Origin of the sequence: Acidovorax sp., assembly GCF_022763525.1 — a bacterium.
In the GTDB taxonomy this organism is placed as follows: Bacteria; Pseudomonadota; Gammaproteobacteria; order Burkholderiales; family Burkholderiaceae_C; genus Acidovorax.
Window position 1 is genome coordinate 28,077 of record NZ_JALEGG010000090.1, and the last position, 21,187, is coordinate 49,263.

The 21,187-nt window shown below is 62.5% G+C and carries 19 protein-coding genes, 1 tRNA gene and 1 pseudogene; 6 read left to right on the top strand and 15 right to left on the bottom strand.

Annotated elements, in window-relative coordinates; translation table 11 throughout:
• Positions 1–14 precede the first annotated feature (14 nt).
• The 15 genes from nirD to rraA all read right to left on the bottom strand — a co-directional run bounded on the left by nirD (position 15) and on the right by rraA (position 15,359).
• On the bottom strand, positions 15–368 hold the full coding sequence (nirD, locus tag MRY84_RS07235; protein WP_291505066.1) for a nitrite reductase small subunit NirD: 354 nt from the start codon (positions 366–368) through the stop codon (positions 15–17).
• 20 nt (positions 369–388) lie between these two features.
• Positions 389–2,926 carry a nitrite reductase large subunit NirB gene (gene nirB / locus MRY84_RS07240; protein WP_291505067.1) on the bottom strand — a complete coding sequence of 846 codons (2,538 nt, stop codon included), beginning with the start codon at positions 2,924–2,926 and terminating at the stop codon, positions 389–391.
• Positions 2,927–3,723: 797 nt separating this feature from the next.
• Complete coding sequence (locus MRY84_RS07245) at positions 3,724–4,023, bottom strand: single-stranded DNA-binding protein (RefSeq protein ID WP_291505068.1); 300 nt, start codon at positions 4,021–4,023, stop codon at positions 3,724–3,726.
• Positions 4,024–4,144: 121 nt separating this feature from the next.
• Positions 4,145–4,221: transfer RNA gene (locus MRY84_RS07250), tRNA-Pro, on the bottom strand.
• Between the two features lie 30 nt (positions 4,222–4,251).
• Entirely contained in the window at positions 4,252–4,701 is a 450-nt protein-coding gene (locus MRY84_RS07255; protein ID WP_291505069.1) for a MerR family transcriptional regulator, read from the bottom strand.
• A gap of 97 nt (positions 4,702–4,798) precedes the next feature.
• A complete protein-coding gene (locus MRY84_RS07260) occupies positions 4,799–5,122 on the bottom strand; it encodes an integration host factor subunit alpha (RefSeq protein WP_291505070.1) in 324 nt (107 codons plus the stop codon).
• A 29-nt stretch (positions 5,123–5,151) separates the two neighbouring features.
• Positions 5,152–7,599 (bottom strand): phenylalanine--tRNA ligase subunit beta, encoded by a 2,448-nt coding sequence (gene pheT, locus MRY84_RS07265; RefSeq protein WP_291505071.1) that lies wholly within the window; start codon positions 7,597–7,599, stop codon positions 5,152–5,154.
• Positions 7,600–7,753: 154 nt separating this feature from the next.
• Positions 7,754–8,806, bottom strand: a complete 1,053-nt coding sequence (gene pheS / locus MRY84_RS07270) for a phenylalanine--tRNA ligase subunit alpha (RefSeq protein WP_291505072.1) — start codon at positions 8,804–8,806, stop codon at positions 7,754–7,756.
• Between the two features lie 202 nt (positions 8,807–9,008).
• A complete protein-coding gene (rplT, locus tag MRY84_RS07275) occupies positions 9,009–9,368 on the bottom strand; it encodes a 50S ribosomal protein L20 (protein ID WP_005795139.1) in 360 nt (119 codons plus the stop codon).
• Positions 9,369–9,393: 25 nt separating this feature from the next.
• Positions 9,394–9,597: a 50S ribosomal protein L35 gene (rpmI, locus tag MRY84_RS07280; protein WP_005795135.1), complete on the bottom strand. Its 204-nt coding sequence runs from the start codon at positions 9,595–9,597 to the stop codon at positions 9,394–9,396.
• A 184-nt stretch (positions 9,598–9,781) separates the two neighbouring features.
• On the bottom strand, positions 9,782–10,384 hold the full coding sequence (gene infC, locus MRY84_RS07285; protein WP_291505080.1) for a translation initiation factor IF-3: 603 nt from the start codon (positions 10,382–10,384) through the stop codon (positions 9,782–9,784).
• 87 nt (positions 10,385–10,471) lie between these two features.
• Positions 10,472–12,391: a threonine--tRNA ligase gene (gene thrS / locus MRY84_RS07290; RefSeq protein WP_291505073.1), complete on the bottom strand. Its 1,920-nt coding sequence runs from the start codon at positions 12,389–12,391 to the stop codon at positions 10,472–10,474.
• 314 nt (positions 12,392–12,705) lie between these two features.
• Positions 12,706–14,037, bottom strand: a complete 1,332-nt coding sequence (gene aceA / locus MRY84_RS07295; protein ID WP_291505074.1) for an isocitrate lyase — start codon at positions 14,035–14,037, stop codon at positions 12,706–12,708.
• Between the two features lie 261 nt (positions 14,038–14,298).
• Positions 14,299–14,727, bottom strand: coding sequence for a gamma-glutamylcyclotransferase family protein (locus tag MRY84_RS07300; RefSeq protein ID WP_291505075.1), 429 nt, complete (start codon positions 14,725–14,727; stop codon positions 14,299–14,301).
• Positions 14,728–14,843: 116 nt separating this feature from the next.
• The gene (gene rraA / locus MRY84_RS07305) at positions 14,844–15,359 is read right to left on the bottom strand and encodes a ribonuclease E activity regulator RraA (protein ID WP_291505076.1); all 516 of its coding nucleotides are present in this window, start codon (positions 15,357–15,359) and stop codon (positions 14,844–14,846) included.
• A 309-nt stretch (positions 15,360–15,668) separates the two neighbouring features.
• Between rraA and MRY84_RS07310 the strand changes: the two genes are divergently transcribed.
• From MRY84_RS07310 to MRY84_RS07335, 6 genes and pseudogenes are all read left to right on the top strand, one after another.
• On the top strand, positions 15,669–15,989 hold the full coding sequence (locus tag MRY84_RS07310) for an SWIB/MDM2 domain-containing protein (protein ID WP_142145426.1): 321 nt from the start codon (positions 15,669–15,671) through the stop codon (positions 15,987–15,989).
• Positions 15,990–16,336: 347 nt separating this feature from the next.
• Positions 16,337–18,508 carry a TonB-dependent siderophore receptor gene (locus tag MRY84_RS07315; RefSeq protein ID WP_291505081.1) on the top strand — a complete coding sequence of 724 codons (2,172 nt, stop codon included), beginning with the start codon at positions 16,337–16,339 and terminating at the stop codon, positions 18,506–18,508.
• A 75-nt stretch (positions 18,509–18,583) separates the two neighbouring features.
• A complete protein-coding gene (locus MRY84_RS07320; protein ID WP_291505077.1) occupies positions 18,584–19,267 on the top strand; it encodes a Fe2+-dependent dioxygenase in 684 nt (227 codons plus the stop codon).
• The gene (locus MRY84_RS07325; protein WP_291505078.1) at positions 19,264–20,397 is read left to right on the top strand and encodes an alpha-hydroxy acid oxidase; all 1,134 of its coding nucleotides are present in this window, start codon (positions 19,264–19,266) and stop codon (positions 20,395–20,397) included. Before MRY84_RS07320 ends, MRY84_RS07325 begins: the two co-directional genes overlap by 4 nt.
• 116 nt (positions 20,398–20,513) lie before the next feature.
• The gene (locus MRY84_RS07330) at positions 20,514–20,786 is read left to right on the top strand and encodes a (2Fe-2S)-binding protein (protein WP_291505079.1); all 273 of its coding nucleotides are present in this window, start codon (positions 20,514–20,516) and stop codon (positions 20,784–20,786) included.
• 98 nt (positions 20,787–20,884) lie between these two features.
• Positions 20,885–21,187: pseudogene (locus MRY84_RS07335) on the top strand (energy transducer TonB); the annotation flags it as partial.

The following is a 21,187-nucleotide window of genomic DNA, read 5'->3' on the forward strand; positions in this document are numbered from 1 at the left end:
TGCTTTTCCCAGCATCACACCATCGCCACCTGGACTCGCCCACCATCCGCACGCACGCCGTGGGCGCGCACGGAGTGCTCAGGCAACTCGAGGCACTCCCCCGTGCGCAGGTCGAAGTGGTTCTTGTACAGCGGCGAGGCAACCACAATGCGCCCCCCCAGGTTGCCGATCAGCCCGCGCGAGAGCACGCTGGCCCCAGATTTCGGATCCACGTTGTCGATGGCAAAGAACTGGTCGTCGCTCGTGCGGAAGACCGCGACGTGCTGGCCAGCCACCAAGGCGCAAACGCCTGTACCCGGCAGGATGTCATCGACCGTGCAGATGTCGGTCCACAGGGGATGCGTGCTGCTCAACAAAAGTGCACTCATGTTCTCTCCTTCTTCTTTGCTCATGCTGCCTGGCGGATGGGAATGACCTTGGCCTGGCTGCGCTCCTCCGCGCGCGCAGGGCGAATCTGCCCACGCTCTTCGACAAAAAGCAGGTTTTCATCGGCCTTGTCGCTGTTCACGAACGAGCGGAAGCGCTTGCGCGTCTCTGGGTCGGTCACGGCCGTCTTCCACTCGCACTGGTAGCTATCCACCACCTGCTGCATCTGGGCTTCAAGCTCAGCGCACAGGCCCAGACTGTCCTTTTGCAGTACGTCCTGAAGGTAGGCCAAACCGCCTTCCAGGTTCTCTCGCCAGGTGCTGGTGCGCTGAAGCCGGTCTGCCGTGCGCACGTAGAACATCAACACGCGGTCGATCAGGCGCACCAACGCCTCCTTCGTCAGGTCGGACGCGAACAACTCGGCGTGGCGGGGCTTCATGCCGCCGTTGCCGCAGATGTAGAGGTTCCAGCCCTCTTCGGTCGCGATCACACCGATGTCCTTGCCTTGCGCCTCGGCGCACTCGCGCGTACAGCCAGACACGCCGAACTTGATCTTGTGAGGTGCCCGCAAGCCCTTGTAGCGGTTCTCCAACTCCACGGCCAGTCCGACGCTGTCCTGCACACCATAGCGGCACCAAGTTGAGCCCACGCAGCTTTTGACAGTGCGCAGCGACTTGCCGTACGCATGGCCCGACTCGAAACCTGCGGCGATCAGCTCTTCCCAGATCAGTGGCAGTTGCTCCACCCGCGCGCCAAACATGTCCACGCGCGCGCCGCCGGTGACCTTGGTGTACAGGCCGTACTTCTTGGCCACCTGCCCCACGGCGATCAGGCCGTCGGGCGTGACTTCGCCGCCGGGCATGCGCGGCACCACCGAATACGTGCCATCCTTCTGGATGTTGCCCAGGTAGTAGTCGTTGCTGTCTTGCAGGCCCGCCAGTTCCTTCTTGAGCACGAACTCGTTCCAGCACGAAGCAAACACACTGGCCGCCACGGGCTTGCAGATATCGCAGCCCATGCCGGTGCCATGTTTGGCCAGCAGGTCCTCAAAATTCTTGATCTGGCCCACGCGCACCAGGTGATAGACCTCCTGGCGCGAATAAGCGAAGTGCTCGCAGATATGGTTGTTCACGGCCATGCCGCGGCGCGCCATCTCGGCTTTCATGACCTGGGTGACCAGGGGTACGCAACCGCCACAAGTCGCTCCGGCCTTGGTGCACGCCTTGACATCGGCGATGGTGCAAGCACCCTCGCCCACGGCGGCGCAAATACCGCCCTTGGTGACGTTGTTGCACGAGCAGATCTGTGCAGAGTCGGGCAGCGCGTCCACGCCCAGGCCGGGCTTGGCCTTGCCATCGCTGGACGGGAAGATCAAGAACTCGGGGTCTTCCGGCAGCGTGATGCCATTGAGCGCCATCTGCAGCAGGGTGCCGTATTCCGCCGCATCGCCGATGAGCACGGCGCCCAGCAGCTGCTTGCCGTCCTCGCTGATGACGATCTTCTTGTAGACCTGGCGGCGCTCGTCCACGTACTGGCAGGTGCGGCTGTGGGGCGTCTTGCCGTGGGCGTCGCCGATGCTGGCAACATCTACACCCATGAGCTTGAGCTTCGTGCTCATGTCCGCGCCAACAAAGGCCGCGTCGGCATCGCCCGCAATGTGGCGTGCGGCCACGCGGGCCATGTCGTAGCCGGGTGCCACCAAGCCGAAAGTCTGCTCGTTCCAAGAAGCGCATTCGCCAATGGCATACACGTTGTGGTCACTGGTGCGGCAAGCACTGTCGATGGCCACGCCACCGCGCGGGCCGATGGCCAGCACGCACTGGCGGGCCAACTCATCGCGCGGGCGGATGCCGGCGGAGAACACGATCATGTCGGTCTCCAGCCAGGAGCCGTCGGCAAACACCATGCGGTGCCGCGCCCGGGCCCCATCGGTGATCTCTTGCGTATTGCGGCCAGTGTGCACCTGCACGCCCAGTTCCTCAATCTTGGCGCGCAGCACGCGGCCACCGCCTTCATCCACCTGCACAGCCATCAGCCGCGGCGCGAACTCCACCACATGGGTTTCCAGGCCCATGTCGCGCAGTGCCTTGGCGCATTCCAGGCCCAGCAGCCCACCGCCCACCACCACGCCTGTCTTGGACTTGGCGCCGGAGGCCAGCATGGCCTCCAGATCCTCGATGGTGCGATAGACGAAGCAGTGTTCACGGTCGCGCCCCGGAACCTGGGGCACAAAAGGATTGGAGCCTGTGGCGAGCACCAGCTTGTCATAGCTGAGCACCTCGCCATCCGCGGTGGTGACGGTGCGGCTGCGCCGGTCGATGGCCGCAGCACGGGTGGAGAGCCGCAGCGAAAAACCCGTTCGCTCAAAAAAGCCGGGCTCCACCAGCGAGAGGTCATCTGCGGCCTTGCCACTGAAGAACTCGGAAAGATGGACCCGGTCGTAGGCGGCACGCGGCTCTTCGCACAGCACGGTCACTTCCACATCGGACAGACCGGTGTCGGCAAGACTTTCGAGGAACTTTTGGCCTACCATGCCGTGGCCGATAAGAACGATTTTCATGCGGGATCTCCTGCAAGGGATCCGGCCATCTCGAAGGGCAGGTGAGAATGCCGTGCGTCGCCCCTTCACGGAGGCAATCAACGCAGCGCATCCTCCGCGATGGCACGGCGGGGATGGAACGAGCCAGCGAGGAGGAACACATCCTTCCTAGCCGGGGTTCCGCCATCATTAGCGGAGGGATCGAACCGTCCACGGGCAGCCTCACCCATGGACGTACTCGGAAGATCGCAAATTCCGTGCCGCACCATTCCTGCACCTTCGCGGCGCACGCAGATGCATGGATGACTCCCAGCCGTTCGATGACCTGCTTTCCATACTGGCGACCGCCTCAAGGCGGTGCAGCGCGTCACCAAAGCTGGGCGAAGGATGGTCCTCCCGCCGTCATCCCGGCATCTTTTTGCTTGCAAAGGATTCCGGCTGCGGCAGACTGCCTGCACAGAAGTGACCAGAACTCCGCGGCCGCTCCGGCTGTTCCCAGCGCCGCCCGTGGAGATTCCCTTCCCCAGGAGCTAGAAGATGAGTGTCGAACGACGGACCACCAACGACCGCCGCAGTGGACAAGACAGACGCAAGAAGGAGGATGGCCCACCGGCGGGCTACGAGCGTCGGCGCGCCGTGGAACCTCGGCAACCGGAGCTTACCGAGCTACACCTCAGCGAGGAAGAACTCCGGGCGTTGGGATTCATGCCGGGCGCGTCCGGCTCGAAAAATTCCAATTGAACGCATGGAGCAAGCGCCTGCCGGCTGCCTGCACAATGCACAGGTTGGGCCAACGCCAACCGATTCACCAATGCCGATCAGCCGGCCTGCAATGTGAGCAGTCGATGCGCCACCATGTCGAGTGCTGGCCGCGTGATCCCTTGCTTGTCCGTCCATACCCGGGGTGTCAGGCTTCCGGCCAGAGCTACCGAATCCCCATCGCGCAATTGGTGAAGGCCACTGCACACGCTCGCTTCAAAGGCGATCACGTTCACGAACAACATTTCGGCTTCTGCCGTGCTGGCGCGGACTTTGGCCACGGAGAAAGGCCGCCCTGTCTTGTCGGTACGTTGTTCGCAGTCGCCGTAAAGGCGACCCGCCACGAGTCCATCGATCATTGAATCCCTTCGCCCAGCGGGCAAGTCGGCCATGCAGCCCAACGGTGCAACCCAGGCCGCCAAATCGGCTGCTGCAAGCAAAAAAGCCCAGAACCTTTCGGTTCTGGGCTCTTGCTATCAATGGTCGGCGTGGCGGGATTCGAACTCGCGACCCCTTGCACCCCATGCAAGTGCGCTACCAGGCTGCGCTACACGCCGACAAGACTTAGATTATATGCACAAAAAAGGTCACCCCGGAGAAAGTAGCGCACGAATTTCAAATAATTCTTTGCGCATGGCATTGGAGTCCAGCGCGAGCCCTTTCGCATCAATGGAAAGATCTCGCGCGTTGTCCACCAGCATGCTCGGTGGCTCGACCCACTCCCCCTCAGAATGAGCGCCGTCCATGCCACCATCCGCCTGTGCATCGGCACGGCCCGCGTGGACCAGCTCTTGAAGCCGGTTGCGCGCACCGCTGATCGTGAAACCCTGGTCATACAGCAAATCCCGGATGCGCCGGATCATGAGCACCTCGTGGTGCTGGTAATAGCGCCGGTTGCCGCGCCGCTTCATGGGCCGCAACTGCGTGAACTCCTGTTCCCAATAGCGCAAGACATGCGGCTTCACGCCACACAGCTCCGCTACCTCACCAATCGTGAAGTACCGCTTGGCAGGAATGGAAGGAAGGGTGGTGCCCATGGAATCGGGATTCAGACGGGAAAGCCGACAAGGGTACTGCAGACGCGGTCATCCCGCCAGCCGCAGCCGCCAAATAGGACACAAAATCGGTACATAGTTACCCTGCGGCCGAGGTCTGGATCTGCTCCTTGAGCTTGCTGCTGGCATGGAAAGTCACCACCCGGCGCGCCTTGATGGGAATGGCTTCGCCGGTGCGCGGATTGCGCCCCGGGCGTGGCGCCTTCGTACGGATCTGGAAATTCCCAAACCCCGACAGCTTGACATCCTTGCCCTCAACGAGGCTTTGCGCAATCAGATCAAAGAATGCGTCAATCATGTCTTTGGACTCGCGCTTGTTCAAACCGATCTGGTCGAACAGCAGATCGGCCAATTGCGCCTTCGTCAGTGCCGGGGTCTCCAGGCTTTCGACAGCAAATTCCATCACTGCATCACTCCCCATCAAGCTCATCGTTAAATGCGCAGCCGCGCGCCTGTATCCTGGACCAGGCGTGCCACCACTGCCTGCACGGCAGCTTCAATCTCGGCCTCGGTCAAGGTAGCTTCATCACGGCCCAAGGTCAGGCGCACGGCCAAGCTCTTTTCTCCCGCAGCCAAGCCGCCCGCAGGGGCTTCTTCACCGGGACGCAGTGCCTTGGGTCGGTACACGTCGAACAACACGGCCGAGCGCAACATGCCCGCGGGTGCTGCGGCGTGAACGGCGGCCATGATGTCAGCGTGCGTGACACGCTCTGCCACCACCACGGCCACATCGCGCTCCACGGCCTGGTGCTTGGCCACCGGCTTGAACTGCGGCACAGCGCGCTGCAGCACGGCATCAAGCTCGAGTTCGAACAAAACGGGCGCCTGGGGCAGGTCCCACGACTGGCGCCACTGGGGATGCAGCTCACCCACAAAGCCGATGGCGCGGCCGCCCACCATCACGCGCGCGCAGCGGCCCGGGTGCATGGCGGGATGCGTGGCAGCCTCGAAGGTGGGACGCAGCGGCGCGAGCATCGCCTCCACATCACCCTTCACATCGAAGAAGTCGATGGGCTGGTCCTTGCGGCCCCATTGCAGCGTGTCGGCCGCGCCATAGGCCAGGCCCGCCACGCGCATGGGCTGGTGGAACCCCTCCACCGTGGTGTCGGTGTTCTGCACGCTGGAATCGCGCAAGAACACGCGGCCCAGCTCGAACACGCGCACGCGCCCGGCCTTGCGGTCGAGGTTGAACTTGAGCACCTGCAGCAGCGAGCCCAGCAGTGTGGAGCGCATCACGCTCATCTGGCTGGCGATGGGGTTGAGCAGCTTGATGGGCGTGGCGTTGCCAGCCAGCTCGTGCTCCCAGCGCTCTTCCACAAAGCTGAAGTTGATGGTTTCCTGATAGCCCAGGCCGGCCAGCTGGCGGCGCACGGCAAACGGGCTGCGCGTGGCTTCGGGCGGCAGCTTGGGCGTGATTGGCGCCAGTGGCGGCGTGGTGGGCAGGTTGTTGTAGCCCACCATGCGGGCCACTTCTTCGATCAGGTCTTCTTCGATGGTGATATCGAAGCGGTACGAGGGCGGCGCGACGGTGAGCGTGCCATCGCCTTCCGTCACCGGCAGGCCCAGACCGCGCAGTGCATCGGCGCACTGTGCCTGCGTGAGCGGCATGCCGATGACCTTGGCCGCACGCGCCACGCGCAGCGTCACAGGCTGGGGCTTGGGCAGGTTCACCTGTTGGTCGTCCATGGAGCCGCAGGCAGTCTCGGGCGTGCCGCAGATGTCGATCACGAGCTGCGTGATGCGCTCGATGTGCTCCACCGTCAGGCTCGGGTCCACGCCGCGTTCAAAGCGGTGGCCAGCGTCGGTGGAGAAATTGAAGCGGCGCGAACGCCCCGCCACGGCCTTGGGCCACCAGAAGGCAGCTTCGATGTAGATGTGTTGGGTGTCGTCCGACACGGCCGTCGCATCGCCGCCCATGATGCCAGCCAGCGACTCGACCTGGTTGTCGTCAGCAATCACGCCCACCTTCTCGTCCACCGTGATGGTGTTGCCGTTGAGCAGCTTGAGCTGCTCGCCGGGCTGGCCCCAGCGCACATCCAGCGTGCCGTGGATCTTGTCGAGGTCGAAGATGTGCGAAGGCCGGCCCAGCTCGAACATCACGTAGTTGGAGATGTCCACCAGTGGCGACACGCCGCGCTGCCCGCAGCGCGCCAGGCGATCCAGCATCCACTGCGGCGTGGCCGCGCGCGTGTTCACGTTGCGCACGATGCGGCCCGAGAAACGACCGCACAGGTCGGGCGCGCTGATCTTCACGGGCAGCTTGTCATTCAGCGTGGGCTGCACGGCGGGGAACGACGGCTGCTTGAGCGGTGCGCCGGTCAACGCCGCCAGCTCGCGCGCGATGCCATACACGCTCAGGCAATGCGCCAGATTGGGCGTGAGCTTGAGCGTGAACAGCGTGTCGTCCAGATTCAGGTACGTGCGGATGTCCTGCCCCACAGGCGCGGAAGCATCCAGCTCCAGCAGGCCCCCGTGGTCTTCCGACAGCTTGAGCTCGCGCGCCGAGCACAGCATGCCCTGGCTTTCCACACCGCGCAGCTTGCCCACCTTGATGAGAAAGGGCTTGCCGTCGTCGCCGGGCGGCAGTTCCGCGCCGACCAGCGCGCACGGAACCTTGATGCCCACGCGCGCATTGGGCGCACCGCACACGATGTTGAGCAACGCGCCCTGCCCCACGTCTACCTGGCATACGCGCAGGCGGTCGGCGTCAGGATGCTGCACGGCCTCCTTGATCTCGCCCACGACGATCTTGGTAAAGGGCGGCGCCACGGGGCGCAGCTCTTCGACCTCCAGGCCCGCCATGGTGAGGGTATCGGCCAGCTCTTGCGTGCTCAGCGGGGGGTTGCAGAATTCGCGCAACCAGGACTCGGGGAATTGCATGGTGTAGAAACTCTTGTGCTCGAGGCGTTTGCTCTTGAAAAGATAGCTGCTTGCGCTTTTCGGGGCTTGGTTTCAGTATGAAACGGCTTTGAATTCCAATGAAATCAAGCGCTGGCAGCTCACTTTTTTGCTTGGCTGGGGCAGGTTGGCAGGGTCACTGAAACTGCGACAGGAAACGGATGTCGCCGTCAAAGAACACGCGCAGGTCATTCACGCCGTAGCGCAGCATGGTGAGGCGGTCGGGGCCCATGCCGAAGGCAAAGCCGATGTACTTTTCGGGGTCCAGCCCCATGTTGCGCACCACGTTGGGGTGCACTTGGCCGGAGCCGGCCACTTCCAGCCAGCGGCCGGCCAGCGGGCCAGTCTGGAACTGGATGTCGATCTCGGCGCTGGGCTCCGTGAAGGGGAAGAAGCTGGGCCTGAAACGCAGCACCAGATCATCGCTTTCAAAGAAGGTGCGGCAGAAGTCGGTGAACACCACCTTCAGGTCCTTGAAGCTCACGTTCTCGCCAATCCACAGGCCCTCGCACTGGTGGAACATGGGCGAGTGCGTGGCGTCGCTGTCCACGCGGTAGGTGCGGCCCGGGGCGATCACACGGATCTCGGGCATGGCCTGGCCGGCGTCGAGCAGAGCGCGGTGCTTCTTCACATGCTGCACCGCATGGCGGATCTGCATCGGGCTGGTGTGCGTGCGCAGCAGGTTGGGGGCGGTGGCAGTGCCGCCCTCTACGTAGAAGGTGTCGTGCATGGAACGCGCGGGGTGATCTTCCGGCGTGTTCAGTGCGGTGAAGTTGAACCAGTCGGTCTCGATCTCGGGGCCCTGGGCCACGTCGAATCCCATCGAGCCGAAGATGCCCTCGATGCGCTCGAGCGTGAGCGACACGGGGTGCAGTCCGCCCTGCCCGCGCTGGCGGCCCGGCAGGCTCACGTCCAGCGCTTCGGCCTTGAGCTGGGCCTGCAGTTCGGCATCGGCCAGGGCTTGGCGGCGTGCCGTCAGCGCGCCTTCGATGGCCTGCTTGGCAAGGTTGATGGCTGCGCCGCGGGATTTTTTCTCCTCCACGGACAGCTGTGCCATGCCTTTCATGAGCTCGGTCACGCGGCCCGACTTGCCCAGAAACTGCGCTTTGGCGTTTTCCAGATCTGCAGGGGTGGCGCTTTGGGCGAACAACTGCGTCGCGCTCTCGACCAGGGAATCCAACTCGTTCATACCGACTCTTTCAAGATTTACGCAAACAAGGACGCACAAGCAAGCAACATCTCCATGCGGCAAGCGTCTTGCCGGAACCTGCTTTGCGTAAATCGTTCTTTATCGACTCGTGAAAATGAACAAGGGCTAGCGCCTTTTCAAGCCCTAGCCCTTGCTGTTATTGCGCAAGCAGCTATCAGAACGATAGCTGCTCATCGTGAACTCAAGCAGCCAGCTTGGCCTTGACTTGCTCCACGATGCTGCCAAAGGCAGCCTTGTCGTGCACGGCGAGATCGGCCAGCATCTTGCGGTCGATCTCGATGGATGCCTTCTTCAGGCCGTTGGCGAACTGGCTGTAGGTCAGGCCCAGTTCACGAGCAGCGGCGTTGATACGGGCGATCCACAGCTGGCGGAACACGCGCTTCTTGGTGCGGCGGTCACGGTAGGCATATTGCCCAGCCTTCATCACCGCCTGCTTGGCGATGCGGAAGACGTTACCGCGGCGACCACGGAAGCCCTTGGCAAGGGCGAGAACTTTCTTGTGACGGGCACGGGCCGTTACACCACGTTTGACGCGAGGCATGTATGTACTCCTTGTTCGTCAGTTATTACAGGCCAGCGCTGGGCAGCATTTGTGCGATCGAGCCCATGTTGGTCTCATGCACATTCACTGCACCACGCAGGTGGCGCTTGTTCTTGGTGGTCTTCTTGGTCAAGATGTGACGCTTGAAGGCTTGACCGCGCTTGACGGTGCCACCGGGACGAACGCGGAAACGTTTTTTCGCGCTGCTCTTGGTCTTCATTTTGGGCATGTGAATGCTCCTTCTTCATTGTGCTCGCGAGGCGTTTGCAAACCGATCTGCAAACTTGTTGGCCCCGAGCCACTTTTATCGAAAGACTTCCGCCTTTCGTTCGGCGGCGCCTGAGCGCCGCCTTTTGAGCGCCACGCCTTTGCGGACGCCGCACTCAAATCTCAATCACATCGACAACGCTGCCTCAGGCCGCGTTACCCGCCGACGAGGCGCTTTCTGCTGCAGGCTTTGCAGCCGCAGGCTTCTTCTTGCCAGGGGCAATCATCATGATCATCTGGCGGCCTTCCAACTTGGGGAACTGCTCGATGATGATGGAGTCGGCCAACTCGTCGCGGATACGATTGAGCAGCGCCAAACCCAGCTCCTGGTGCGTGATTTCACGGCCACGAAACCGCAGCGTAATCTTGCACTTGTCTCCATCCGCCAAAAACCGGCGGATGTTGCGCATCTTGATGTTGTAGTCGCCATCGTCCGTGCCCGGACGGAACTTGACTTCCTTGATCTCGATGACCGTCTGCTTGGCCTTGGCCTCGGCAGCACGCTTTTGCTCCTGGTACTTGAACTTGCCGTAGTCCATCAGGCGGCAAACCGGGGGGTTCGCCGTAGCGGCAATTTCCACCAAGTCCACATCCAGCTCACCCGCCATGCGCAGGGCTTCCATCAGACTCACAACGCCCAGCGGCTCGTTGTCAGGACCGGAAAGACGAACTTCCGGAGCCATGATTTCACGGTTCAGGCGGTGCTTGCGCTCTTCGCGCTGACGACGATCACGAAATTCAGTAGCGATGGCTATCTTCCTTCAATCAAAACACTACAATACTTGTAGCAAATACCGCACACTTGGCAAGCGCCAAAGCAAGTTTTTGAACTCAAATCAGGCTTTGGTGGCGATGTCTTGGGCGATCAACTCTGCGAACGCTTCGACGGACATCACGCCGAGGTCACGATTGCCCCGGCCACGCACTGCGACGGCGCCAGCCGCCTTTTCCTTGTCGCCAGCGACGAGGATATAGGGCAGCTTTTGCAACGAATGCTCACGTATTTTATACGTAATCTTCTCATTGCGCAGATCCGTCACCACCCTAAGGTCTTGATTCGGCAGCGCTTTTTGCAGTTTTGCGGCAATTTCGCGACAGTAATCGGCCTGTGCATCGGTAATGTTGAGCACCGCCACCTGCACCGGTGCCAGCCACACCGGGAACGCACCCGCATAGTGCTCGATCAGCATGCCGATGAATCGTTCCATGCTGCCCACTGTGGCGCGATGCAGCATCAGCGGACGCTTGCGGCTTCCGTCCTCGGCCACGTACTCGGCATCCAGACGCTCGGGCAAATTGGGGTCGATCTGCATCGTGCCGCACTGCCACTGGCGGCCCAGCGCGTCCTTGAGGGTGTACTCGATCTTGGGACCATAAAACGCCCCCTCGCCTTCGGCGATTTCGAATTCACAGCCCGAATGGCGCAAGCCGTCCATCAGCGCCTTCTCTGCGCGATCCCACGCCTCGTCGGTTCCGATGCGCGCTTCGGGCCGCGTGGCCACCTTGTAGATGATGTCGGTGAAGCCGAAGTCCTTGTAGACCTTCTGCACCAGGGCCGTGTAGTTGGCGCACTCTTCCTGCACCTGCTCTTCGGTGCAGAAGATGTGGCCGTCATCCTGCGTGAAGCCGCGCACGCGCATGATGCCGTGCAGGCCGCCCGTAGGCTCATTGCGGTGGCAGGCGCCAAATTCGCCATACCGCAGCGGCAGGTCACGGTAGCTCTTGATGCCCTGCTTGTAGATCAGGATGTGCCCAGGGCAGTTCATCGGCTTGAGCGCATAGTCGCGCTTTTCCGATTCGGTCGTGAACATGTTGTCGCGGTACTTGTCCCAATGGCCCGTCTTCTCCCACAAGCTCTTGTCCAGGATCTGAGGACCCTTGACCTCCTGGTACCCGTTGTCGCGGTACACGCGGCGCATGTACTGCTCCACCTCCTGCCACAGCGCCCAGCCCTTGGGGTGCCAGAACACCGTTCCGGGCGAATGCTCGTCCATGTGAAACAGGTCCAGTTCGCGGCCCAGCTTGCGGTGGTCGCGCTTTTCAGCCTCTTCCAGCATCGTCAGGTATTGCTGCAGCTCTTCCTTGGTAGCCCACGCGGTGCCGTACACGCGCTGCAGCATTTCATTGCGATGGTCCCCGCGCCAATAGGCACCAGCCACTTTCATCAACTTGAAATGCTTGAGCTTGCCCGTGCTGGGAACGTGCGGGCCACGGCACAGATCTTCGAAGTTGCCTTCGCGATACAGACTGACATCCTCATTGGTCGGGATGCTGGCGATGATCTCGGCCTTGTAGTTTTCACCCAGGCGTTTGAAGTACGCCACAGCCTCATCGCGTGGCAGCACGCGGCGCACCACAGGCTCATCCTTCGCAGCCAGTTCCCCCATGCGTTTCTCGATCGCTACCAGGTCTTCGGGCGTGAAAGGACGCTTGTACGCAAAGTCATAGAAGAAACCGTTCTCGATCACGGGGCCGATGGTCACTTGGGCGTCGGGGAACAGCTCCTTCACGGCATAGGCCAGCAAGTGCGCAGTGGAGTGGCGGATGACTTCCAGGCCATCAGGATCCTTGGCCGTGACGATAGACAGCGGGCTGTCGGCCGTGATCTGGTAGCTGGTGTCCACCACTTTGTCGCCGATCTTGCCCGCCAGCGCTGCCTTGGCCAGACCCGACCCGATGGATGCGGCCACCTCGGCCACAGTGACGGGCCCCGGAAACTCGCGCTGCGAACCATCTGGAAGCGTGATATGGATCATGGACTCCTACTCTTTCTTTTCAATCAGTACGGAAGGGTGCGGGCACGCGCCAAGCCCAAAACAAAAAAGCGCGGAACAGGTCCGCGCTTTGGAGGGAGGTGTGCAATCTCGTGCAGGCGCGAACAGCCAGCCTCAGCGGCTGGTCAACATCTCCGATGTAGTTCGCGGTGTCATAACCAGATTGCCTTTCTCGCTCTTGTGCAGTGAATTTCCATGCATTTTAACCCCGCCGAAAGCAAAAAGCCCGAAGCAGGCGCTTCGGGCTAGACGTTCGGTGCAGTTGCGCCACACGAAGCAGCGCATGCCTGGAACGATCAGTGGAACTGCTCTTCTTCGGTAGAACCCGTCAGCGCCTTCACGCTGGACGAGCCGCCCTGGATCACCGTGGTCACGTCGTCGAAGTAACCTGCGCCCACTTCCTGCTGGTGCGACACGAAGGTGTAGCCCTTTTCGCGTGCTGCGAATTCGGGTTCCTGCACCATTTCGGTGTAGTGCTTCATGCCTTCGCCGCGGGCGTATGCATGGGCGAACTGGAAGGTGTTGAACCAGTTGATGTGAATGCCAGCCAGGGTGATGAACTGGTACTTGTAGCCCAGCGCGGACAGGTCTTCCTGGAACGAAGCAATCTGCTTGTCGTCCAGGTTCTTCTTCCAGTTGAAAGAAGGCGAGCAGTTGTACGAGAGCAGTTTGCCAGGGCATGCAGCGTGCACGGCCTGGGCGAACTCGCGGGCGAAGCCGATGTCCGGCACGCCGGTTTCGCACCACACCAGGTCGGCGTAGGGAGCGTAGGCGACACCACGGCTGATGGCTTGCTCCAGGCCATTCTTCACGCGGTAGAAGCCTTCTTGCGTGCGCTCGCCAGTCAGGAAGGGCTTGTCATTGGCGTCGTGATCGGACGTGATCAGGTTGGCAGCTTCGGCGTCGGTGCGAGCCAGCACGATGGTGGACACGCCCATCACGTCTGCAGCAAAGCGCGCGGCAATCAACTTTTCGCAGGCTTCTTGCGTAGGCACGAGGACCTTGCCGCCCATGTGGCCGCACTTCTTCACGGCAGCCAGTTGGTCTTCGAAATGCACGCCGGCTGCGCCTGCGGCGATCATGTTCTTCATCAGCTCGAAGGCATTCAGCACGCCGCCGAAACCGGCTTCAGCGTCCGCCACGATGGGCAGAAAGTAGTCGATGAATTCCTTGTCGCCGGGGTTGATGCCGCGGCCCCACTGGATTTCGTCAGCACGCTTGAAGGTGTTGTTGATGCGACGGACCATGGTGGGCACCGAGTCGTACGCATACAGGGACTGGTCGGGGTACATCGTTTCAGACGTGTTGCCGTCTGCCGCGACTTGCCAGCCCGAAAGGTACACGGCTTCAAGGCCCGCCTTGGCCTGCTGCATGGCCTGGCCGGCGGAGATGGCGCCGAAGGCGTTCACATAGCCCTTCTTGGCGCCGCCATTGATCTTGTCCCACAGCTTCTCGGCACCACGCTTGGCCAGCGTGTATTCGATGGGCAGCGAGCCACGCAGGCGCACCACATCAGCTGCAGAGTAGCCGCGCTTCACACCCTTCCAACGGGGATTCTGGGCCCAGTCTTTTTCGAGGGCTGCAATTTGCTGTTCGCGGCTCAGTTGTTCATTGAGAGATTGGGGCATGAGATCACTCCAGAGGTTGGTTGAAACGCCGGGCTGCTGATGCGGCCCTTGGAGACAACTTTAAGTCTTCTATAAGACTTGCGCAAGCTCTTATGTCTTATACAAGAGATAAATTTTTCTCTTATAAATCAATAACTTGTTGTCCAATTTTCTCAATATGAGATCAAATTTTCCATATCGAGAAAATTTGCGGCAATGCACAATGAGGCAAGTTTTGTATTGCGAAATTTTGATTTCGCATTGCAAAACAGCTGCTTGAGTTCATGGCCTGTCATTTGCCGCGGTGGCAATCGCCTTCATCCAATCCCCCTCTTTCACTCGCAGAGCGGGAATTGCGTACCGCGGATTGATCTCATACACAAGGCACTCCAGGCATTGGCCACCCACATTGACCGAAATCTGGCGCTTCACATATTCATCCGTCGGGTGAGCTCCCAGGTCCTCGATCTCATCCAGCGCCGGCTCGAGCGCGGGATCTATCGCGTACACCTCTCCCTGCACCCACTCGTTGCCGCCGAGCGTCATGCCGGGATAGGCCCCCAGGTGGTAGAGCGCCCCTCTCACTTGGGCAGCGCCGACGAACCGGGGCGGCGGATGCAACCGGTTGATGTCATTGATGCCTCCACGGCGCAGCGTGCCGTAGACAAAGACATGGCGCAGGGGACCAGAGGGCGGAATCTCGTCGAGCATGGGCTGCAGACTTTCTTCAACAATCCGACAATCGGTGCGCGCAGGGCGGGGTGACAGGCCAGTCCATTCCCCGGGCGGCCATAAACACATTGAGAGCCAGCCTATGGCGACCGACCCTACGCAGTCAGAGGCGTCGCGCTGATCACAATGCCGTCCGCGTCGGCATACAACCAGTCACCCGGGTGTACTGAAACGCCCTGGATTTGCACTGCCACATCGCGCTGCCCCTCCCCCCGGCGCTCGGTGGGCAGCGGCATCACGGCCAGTGCGCGGATGCCAACGCCCGCCTCCTTCAACTCCGCCACGTCGCGCACGCAGCCATCCACCACAAGGCCGGCCCATCCGTTGCGCGCGGCGGCGGCCGCCAGATTGCCCCCTACCAACGCGCGGCGCAGCGAGCCGCCGCCGTCCACCACCAGAACCCTGCCCTCTCCGGGGGATTCCACCGCCGCTTTGACCTGTGTGTTGTCTTCGTGGCATTTGACCGTGCTGACCGGACCAGCAAATGTTGCCCGACCGCCCAAGCTCTGAAAGACCGGGGGCAGCACACGAAATGCGCCGCCGGCCTCTGCCTTGTGCGCGTCGCAAAAATCGCAGGTGCTGAAGGGGGCTGGGGAGGCAGGAGTGGTCATTGCGAAAGGGCTTTCAGAACGAGGTCAATCGAGACAAATTTCCCTGGAGCGCATGTGCATCGCGGCCCAGGAGCTTGACGGACATTGTCGTCCAGCTCCAGGAAAAACGGCAGGCGCCAGCCCCTTTTGTCAAGGCTGGAGCGCCCTGGCACTGCCTTATCGGCCGCAGCAGGGCTCCACAGCTACAAATCGAGGCAAAAAAAGGTGTTTCTCCCTTGGAAACCCGTTTTTTTCCCATTAGCATCGGCCTGCCAGTGGGACAGCATGGTTTTCGCTGGTGCAATTTACTTCCAACAAGGACAACCCAACATGGCAACTGCAAAAAAAGCTCCGGCAAAAACAGCCCCCGCAGCCAAGAAGGCTGATGCCCCGGCCAAGAAGCGCACTCCCAACGCTGCTTTCATGAAGGCACTCACGCCCAGCCCCGCGCTGGCCGCCGTGGTGGGCTCGGCGCCGCTGCCACGCACGGAGATCATCAGCAAGCTGTGGGTCTACATCAAGGCCAACAACCTGCAGGATGCCGCGAACAAGCGCAACATCAACGCAGACGCCAAGCTCAAGGAGCTGTTTGGCAAGCCCCAGGTCTCGATGTTTGAACTGGCCGGCCTGATCGGCAAGCACGTCAAGTAAGTCAGCGTTTTGCGCCCAGGAAAGAAGCCGGCTCTGCCGGCTTTTTTTCGTCTGGAGGGGATGAATTGTGGTTTCCAAACATCAATGCAAATGAGAATGACCCTCATTTGATGTAACATAAAGCTGCACAAAGATGCAGACCTTGTGAAGTCTTTCTCACCAGCGTCATCGCATCCCGCTCGCTTTCTGGCGCCGTAGGCGCTACCTGCACATCCCCATCGACGGAGGCCATCTTGGCAAAATCACGCGCTCAGCGCCGCAGCACCGCCCTGCGCAAAAACACATCCACCGCTCCAGCCGCTCTGGGCGCATCGCACGACAAAGCTCTCCTGCCCCTTGGCGCACTGATGCTGGCCGCATCCATGGGGGCCATGGCGCAAACGGGCCCTGCAGAGAAGACACTCGCGCCCGTGGTGGTCAAGGAGCGCGCCGAGGCCCCCGAGGGCAAAGACAGCGTGCGGGCCACCGAGACCACCATTGGCAAAGGCAAGCAGCAGTTGCGTGACATTCCCCAGTCGGTCACCGTGGTCACCGAGCGCCTCATCGACGACCGCAACCTCGACACCGTCAAGGAAGCCCTGAAGAACACCGCCGGCATAACCTTCCTGGCCGCTGAAGGCGGTGAGGAGGACATCCGCCTGCGCGGCTTTGCGCTGCAAAGCACGGGCGACATGTTCATCGACGGCATGCGCGACCCGGCGTTCTACGACCGCGACACTTTCAACCTGGACCGGGTCGAGTTGCTGCGCGGCTCGGCGTCGATGCTGTTTGGCCGCGGTTCCACTGGCGGTGCCGTGAACCAAGTCAGCAAGGCCCCCCGCCTGATCGACACGCACCAAGTCGATCTGACGCTGGGCAGCCACCAATACCGCCGCATTACCGGCGACTTCAACATCCTCACCGGCGAGAACGCGGCCCTGCGCCTGAACGCGATGAGCACCACGGCCGACAACAACGGCGCAGGCAGCAGCATCGAAAAGAAGGGCATTGCAGGCACGTACGCCTTCGGCATCGGCACGCGCGATGAGTTCTCCGTGAGCTTGTACCACCTGGACAACAAGAACGGCATGAACTACGGCATGCCGTGGATCCGCCGCGGCCCCAACTCCCCCGTCAGCGACACCACCTTGCTGCCGCTGGATCCGAGGAACTACTACGGCGCGGCCAGCGATTACAACGCCGGTAGCGCAACGTTTGCCACCTTGGGCCACATCCATCGCTTTGATGGCGATGCGGAACTGAAGACCCAGTTGCGCGCGGGCCGCTTCGAACGCGACCAGCGCGCGGGCGCCGTGCGCTTGGCCCCGGCCGCCCAGCAACCCGGCGGTGTGGCCGCAACGCTGGAAAACTTTGGCCCAGCCACGCGCCTCACCCGTGGCACGCACCTGAAGATCCAGGACATGGACACGGTGCACCTGCAATCCGACTTCAGCAAGAAGTTCGAGGCACTAGGGTTCAAGCACGAACTGCTCGCCGGCGCCGACTTTGCGCATGAACAAAAGACCGTATACGCCGCGCGCAGCGCAGCGCAGGGCGGCGTGGACATGCCCAAGCCTCCCACAACGGTGGCCACACCCAACAGCGCTTCAGGCGTAACCGAAAGCAGCCGCGTGCTGCGCACTTCCAGCGACTTTGAAGCCAAGGGGTATGGTTTTTACGCCCAGGACCTGATCCAGGTTGCTCCGCACTGGAAGGTGTTGGTGGGCTTGCGCTACGACAACATGGACGGCAGCTACAACACGTTCGGCATTCCCAATACCGCGCCTGGCCCGGTCACGACGGCGAGCTACCGCCAGAAGATTTCGGAATGGAGCAAGCGCGCGGGCGTGCTGTACCAGCCGAACGACCTGCAGTCGTACCACTTCTCGTACGGCACATCGTTCAACACCTCGGGCGACACGTACTCGTACAGTGCCCAAACGGTGAACACCCCGCCCGAAGCCAGCCGCAACATCGAAATCGGCGCCAAGCTGGACTCGGCCGACAAGCGCTTCACCACACGCCTGGCTGTGTTCCATTCCACCAAGTACCGCGAGCGCAATACCGACCCGGACCTGAACATCGCCGTGCTGTCGGGCAAGCGCCATGCTGCGGGCGCCGAGATCGACATCACCGGTCGCCTCACGCCCCAGTGGGAGGTCTATGGGTCGTACATGTGGATGCCCAGCGCCAAGATCGATATCGGTGCTGAGGGTGCCGAAGGCCAGGGCTCACGCCCCTCGCTCACACCGCGCCACAGCGGCACGGTGTGGACCACTTACCAGATCACGCCAGCCCTGCGTGTGGGTGGCGGCCTGAACTTCCGCAGCGCGCAGACACCCAACCGCAACCCCGGCTGGGAAGTGCCCGGCTACGTGACCGCAGACCTGATGGCAGAGTACGCCATCAGCGAGCGTTACACGATCAAGGCCAACCTGAGCAACGTGACGAACAAGCTCTACGCGGACTCCATCTACAGCGGCCACTACGTGCCTGGTGCAGGCCGCGTGTTCCAAGTCACGGCCAGCATCAAGTTCTGACCGGCATCACAACGTCTCTTCAAGGTATTCGCCGCCCCCTTATCGGGGCGGCTTTTTTGCTTTACAACCCACGCCATGCTGCTCACGCTCCCGGATCTTCTCTCGCCAGCAGACCTGCAGACCGCCCGCCAGCTGCTGCGCAACGCCCCCTGGGCCGATGGCAAGGACAGCGCGGGCTCCCAGGCGCGCCAGGCCAAGAACAACGAACAACTGCCGCGCGACTGCGAAGCCGCCCAGCACATCTCGGCCCTGGTGATGGCGTCGCTGGACCGCAGCGCGCTGTTCCTGACCGCCACCCTGCCCAAGCGCGTATTTCCGCCGCGCATCAACCGCTACGGCGGCGGCGCCAACCACTATGGCGACCATGTGGACAGCGCCGTGCGCCAGATGGCCGACCGTCGCGAGCGCCTGCGCACCGACATCTCTTGCACCGTGTTCCTGTCAGAGCCCGATGAATACGACGGCGGCGAGCTGTGCATCGACGACACCTTTGGCGAGCAGCGCGTCAAGCTGCCCGCAGGCCATGCGGTGATCTATCCCGGCACCAGCGTGCACCAGGTGCGCCCCGTCACCCGCGGCCACCGCATGGCCTGCTTCTTCTGGATTGAGAGCATGGTGCGCAGCGACGAGCAGCGGCGCCTGCTCTACAACATGGACATGGCTCTGCTGCGCCTGCGGCAGGAGCACGGCGAATCGCCCGAAACCGTGGCCTTGACGGGCACGTACCACAACCTGCTGCGCATGTGGGCAGACACGTGAGCCCACCCGCCCCCGCCCCTCCCCCCGCGGTGCCGCCCAGCATCGTGACCTTGGCGGACCACGAAACCCACGCCGCCACCCGCCTGGAACCCGGCGCCTGGGCCTACTTCAATGGGGCTGCGGCCGACGAGATCACGCTGGGTGCCAACCGCCGGGCCTGGGACCAGATCGGCCTGCTGCCCCGGGTGCTGCGCCCGCTGGCGGGCGGGCACACGCGCGTACAACTGCTGGGCCGCACGCTCGCCCACCCCATCCTGCTGGCGCCTGTAGCCTATCAGCGCATGGCCCACCCCGATGGCGAACTGGGTTCCGCCTATGCTGCAGCCGCCCTCGGGGCGGGCATGGTGCTGAGCACCCAGGCGAGCACCCGGCTGGAGGCCGTGGCCAATGCGGTCCGGGACGACGCAGGTCGTGGGCCACTGTGGTTCCAGCTGTATTTGCAGCACGATCGCGACTTCACCCGCGAACTGGTCGAACGGGCCGAGCGCGCGGGCTACGAAGCCCTGGTGCTGACGGTGGACGCCCCCTGCCACGGCGCACGCGACCGCGAGCGGCGGGCCGCATTCCGTCTGCCCGCGGGCGTCAGCGCGGCCAACTTGCTGGGCATGCTGCCCCCGCCGGAGGTCGCGCTGGCCCCCGGCCAGAGTGCCCTGTTCGACGGCCTGCTGCACCACGCCCCCACCTGGGCCGACGTGCAGTGGCTGCAGTCCGTCACCCGGCTGCCCGTCCTGCTCAAGGGCGTGCTGCACCCGGACGACGCCCGCGAGGCAGCGAGCCTGGGCGTGGCAGGACTCATCGTTTCCAACCACGGCGGGCGCACACTGGACACCACCCCCGCCACCGCCCGCCAGCTGCCATTGGTGGTGGAGGCTGCCCGGGCCGTCCAGCCCACGATGCCTGTGCTGGTGGACGGGGGGATCCGGCGCGGCACCGATGTGCTCAAAGCCATGGCCCTGGGGGCGAGCGCCGTGCTGGTGGGGCGCCCCATCGTTCACGGCTTGGCCAACGCCGGAGCGGCCGGGGTGGCCCATGTGCTGCGGCTGCTGCGCGATGAGCTGGAGATCGCCATGGCGCTTACCGGCTGCGCCACATTGGCCGATGCATCCCCGGCGCTGCTAGTCCCGCGTTGACACCTCGGGAGCGTCCTGATTGACCGCGTTGCCGGAAATGATTTATTGCAAATGCGATAGATTCGTATTTATAATGCGATCACTTCCTTCAACAGCCAGCCAAACTGCCTGCCGCCATGATCGTCTGTGTCTGCCGCCGGATTTCCGACCGTGAAATTGCCCGCCACGCGCGTGCCGGCATGAGCTTTGACGAGATCCAGTTCGAACTGGGCGTAGCCACCCAATGCGGCTGCTGCGAAAGCTGCGCCCGCGATGTGGTCGCGCAATGCAGTGCGTCGAGCCCGGTGGCGGCCCTGCACAACGAAGCCGCGCCGCAGCCGATCCAGCTTGCCAGCTCCATTCTGGAAAGCAAGTCATGGAACTCCTCTCTACACTCGCAGGCAGCCTGATCCTCGTCGCAGGCTCGGCCTGGTGGATCTTTCGCAAATAATTTAGGTCTTTTTGGCTTCTAGCGCTTGTCCAGCAAGCGCTGGCAGCTATCATTTTTATGTCTCAGCCTGATCGTTTTGCCCCCCCTGGGGGCGTGAGCCGCAACGCCGTGATCGTGGGCTCCGTGGTGGCCTTGCATGTGGCGGGCATCTGGGCTCTGCAGTCCGGGCTGGTGCGCAAAGCTGCCGAGGTGATCGTGCCGGCGGAACTGCTGAGCGAATTCATCGCCCCGCCTGCCCCGCCCAAGGTCACTCCCCCGCCGCCCGCGCCCCCTCCGCCGCCCAAGCCGGCCCCCAAAGTGGCGCCCCGCCCCGCCCCCATGCCCGTGGCCATTGCAGACCCCAAGCCCGCACCCAACGCG